This window comes from Lentilactobacillus hilgardii DSM 20176 = ATCC 8290, from assembly GCF_000159315.1.
GTDB classification, from domain to species: Bacteria; Bacillota; Bacilli; order Lactobacillales; family Lactobacillaceae; genus Lentilactobacillus; species Lentilactobacillus hilgardii.
The window spans coordinates 263903-267125 of sequence record NZ_GG669994.1 but is presented as its reverse complement, the minus strand read 5'-3'; the positions used below and the strand labels follow the sequence as shown (position 1 = coordinate 267125).

The window sequence follows — 3223 nt, the reverse complement described above, 5'->3', positions numbered from 1 at the left end:
TATACTATTTGGAGGTCTTTTTATGGAAAACAAGAGTCAAGCAAGCAACAATCAGCATCAAAGTAAATGGACGTTACGCAACATTATTTTGATCGCCTTGATTGCTATTTTTTGTGGCATTATTTTTTGGGGAATCGGTTTTCTCTATACTGCATTAACGGTCGCCCTTACGCCAATTGGTGCTGCGCCTTTTGCCAATGATATTTTGATGGGGCTTTGGTGCATGGCCGGTCCGCTTACCGGATTCATCATCCGAACGGCTGGTTCGGCCTTTCTTGGTGAATTTCTTGGTGCTGCCGTTGAAGTCTTCCTTGGTGGTCAATGGGGCGCCGGTGCCTTTATTTCCGGACTGGTTCAGGGAATTGGTTCCGAACTTGGTTTTACCTTCACCGGCTACAAACGTTACGACTGGGTTTCACTAAATGCTTCAATCTTTACAACCGTTGTTGTAACTTTCGCCTGGGACATGATTAAAAACGGATACGATAAATTTGCATTACCGCTTCTAATCGGACTATTCATCACTCGTTACATCTCAACCTTTATTTTCGGTGGCATTGTCACCAAAATGATCGTTAAGCTGTTGGATCGTAGTAATGCATTTAATCTATAAACAGAGGTTTTAGACATGACTGACGTATCGATTAGCGACTTTACCTATCAGTACCCCAAAAGTGAGACCAAGGTACTAAATGATCTTAATTTAACATTCAAGCACAATCACTTTTCCCTGCTTTCCGGACCATCCGGTAGTGGGAAGTCAACGCTCCTGTACTTTATTGCGGGGCTGTACCCAAGATTTATCGGCAACGATGCGACGGGAACCATCAAATTCGGTGATACAAATATTAAGGATATTCCCCGAAACCATGTCAGCAACCACGTCGCAATGATGTTTCAAAATCCCAATCAACAATTTGCGATGGATACCGTCATCCACGAGCTTACCTTTGTTCTTGAGAATATTCAAACCCAACCTGATCAAATGGATAAAATAATCGATCATGCCCTCACTTTTTGTGGGATTGAAAAATTAAGGGATCGGATCATCAACACCCTTTCCGGGGGCGAAAAGCAACGGGTTGCACTTTCCTGTATTGTCGCCATGGATGCGCCGGTTATTGTATTGGATGAACCTTTTGCCAGTATCGACCCTGATTCCAGGATTGATTTAATCCACAAACTAAAGGAATTACAGGAAAAACACGGCAAAACAATTATTCTTGCAGACCATGATTTGGGAAATTACCAGGGAGTCATTGATGAATTTTATTATTTGGATCCCCAGACCCATCACATTGATTTATTAAATCAAGCGGAATCACAACATTTCTTTGATAACTTTGAATCCACCCAAACAATTGATAAGCAGCTTGCGTTACCACCGAAGAATGATAAGAATTCAGTTATCGAATTACGTCATTTCAAATTGGCACCGCACGATTCTTTGCTCCTACAGCTTGATCATTTTAATTTCTATCGCCAAAAAACGACTTTAATTACCGGTGCCAATGGCATTGGAAAATCAACATTATTTAACGCACTAACCAAGTTATTACCGTATGCCGGAATAATTTCTTACGACGGAAAGAACATTAAAAAGATCAAGCCGTTAAACTATGCTAAAAACGTCACGCTATTGTTTCAAGATGCCGAAAACCAATTTCTAAACGTCACGGTTAAAGAAGAACTGGATCTTTCGTTCTCAAACCGGTTTAACCAAGACTACACTCATGAACAGGTTGAACAAATGCTGACACAATTGGGCATGCAGGGTCGCGATGAACAAGTTGTCTATTCTTTAAGTGAGGGACAAAAAAAGAAACTTCAGATTGTCGAAATGCTGATTATGAACCCACCCGTCCTATTGTTGGATGAGCCATTTAAAGGATTGGATTACAAATCACTGCGATTAATGACCGATTTCTTAGAACTGGCCAAAACAAAGTATGGTCAAACTCAAATCATCATTTCCCATCAATTATCCGGACTGGAAGACTTAATTGATTATCATGCCCATTTTGAAAATCAAAATCTGACTTACCAGGAGGTTATCTAATGAATCCTGGAATGAAATTACTCTTAGTTGTCTTAACAGCCTTGGAAATTTCGTTTACCCAAAGTTTAATTGTCAACGTTATCTTAATTGCGATTAGTTTTGTATATGTCATGGTTAAACGGATGAACTTTAAGACATTGTTTCTTCTTATATTCTGGCCGCTTTTTCCGGCTTTGGGCCTATTTGTTTCACAATGGTTGTATGGTTCCGATGGGATCCACTTTGCATGGGTTCTTTTTACACGAATCTATGCCTACGTCTTTTTAGGGGCAACATTCACGTTAACAAGCAGTATCACGGACTTGGCACTGACTTTGGAACAAGACTTTCGCCTACCCTCAAAGTTTGCCTACGGGGTGCTGGCGGCCTTTAACCTGATGCCCAAAATCAGGGAAGAAGTACAAATCATCAAAACATCTGCCTTAATGCGTGGAGAGGTTTTTCACGTTTGGTCTCCCAAGCTCTACTTTAAGGCAATTCTGTCATCCATCCAATGGTCACAGAACTTAGCTGAAGCAATGACTTCCCACGGCTTTGTGGAAGACGAGCCACGGACCCATTACAGGGTTATCCGCATTACAGTCTTGGACTGGGCAATGTTTGCCTTCTTGATTATTGCCGTTCAAGTCATGTTATTCTTTATTCGATATTAGTTTTTAATAGAAATTAAAATTTTCTGACATAATCAAAACGCCCCAGATTTCGCAATTCCCACTTTTGCATTATAATTAATGTAATAGAGAGAAGTGAAAGAGGGCGTTTTTTATGCGGGCAAATCAATTCGCGTTTGCGTTTGGCATTTTTGCTTTAATTGTTGGAGCCATTGTTGATCTTTATGGGGTGTTTACTCAATTCGGAACGATTGATAGTGCTCAGGAAGTATTGGTCGGCAGCTTTATTTTGGGAATCGGGTTGGCTTTTCTATCGATCCCCAACCGACTGGAACGTTACATTGTTCAAGGTATTATCGGAATTGGCATCTTTTATTATTTTTATATTCAAAACAATAACATTTGGATTGCCCTGATTATTGCGTTTATTCTGGTGGCCTTATTGGAGTATGGCTTGAAACATCGCTAATTATGTGTTCGTTTCACATATTATTGCTATAATAGGAATATAGTAGCTCGAGTCTTACAATGGAGGAATTTAGAATGGCAGAAC

General features: G+C 40.2%; 4 protein-coding genes. All 4 read left to right on the top strand.

From position 1 onward, the window contains the following. Positions 1-22: 22 nt before the first annotated feature. The 4 genes from HMPREF0519_RS08495 (at position 23) to HMPREF0519_RS08480 (ending at position 3139) form a co-directional block, all read left to right on the top strand. The gene (locus tag HMPREF0519_RS08495; RefSeq protein WP_003559037.1) at positions 23-613 is read left to right on the top strand and encodes an ECF transporter S component; all 591 of its coding nucleotides are present in this window, start codon (positions 23-25) and stop codon (positions 611-613) included. A 15-nt stretch (positions 614-628) separates the two neighbouring features. Continuing rightward, complete coding sequence (locus tag HMPREF0519_RS08490) at positions 629-2059, top strand: ABC transporter ATP-binding protein (protein ID WP_003635472.1); 1431 nt, start codon at positions 629-631, stop codon at positions 2057-2059. Further along, positions 2059-2712: an energy-coupling factor transporter transmembrane component T family protein gene (locus tag HMPREF0519_RS08485; RefSeq protein ID WP_003635469.1), complete on the top strand. Its 654-nt coding sequence runs from the start codon at positions 2059-2061 to the stop codon at positions 2710-2712. The genes HMPREF0519_RS08490 and HMPREF0519_RS08485 overlap by 1 nt, the downstream gene beginning before the upstream one ends. A gap of 112 nt (positions 2713-2824) precedes the next feature. Beyond that, positions 2825-3139, top strand: coding sequence for a hypothetical protein (locus HMPREF0519_RS08480; protein ID WP_003635468.1), 315 nt, complete (start codon positions 2825-2827; stop codon positions 3137-3139). Positions 3140-3223: the final 84 nt, after the last annotated feature.

What these genes read in the sequence shown, in the direction of transcription:
- HMPREF0519_RS08495 (WP_003559037.1), top strand. Translation starts at nt 23, where the DNA reads ATGGAAAACAAGAGTCAAGCAAGCAACAATCAGCATCAAAGTAAATGG.
- HMPREF0519_RS08490 (WP_003635472.1), top strand. Translation starts at nt 629, where the DNA reads ATGACTGACGTATCGATTAGCGACTTTACCTATCAGTACCCCAAAAGT.
- HMPREF0519_RS08485 (WP_003635469.1), top strand. Translation starts at nt 2,059, where the DNA reads ATGAATCCTGGAATGAAATTACTCTTAGTTGTCTTAACAGCCTTGGAA.
- HMPREF0519_RS08480 (WP_003635468.1), top strand. Translation starts at nt 2,825, where the DNA reads ATGCGGGCAAATCAATTCGCGTTTGCGTTTGGCATTTTTGCTTTAATT.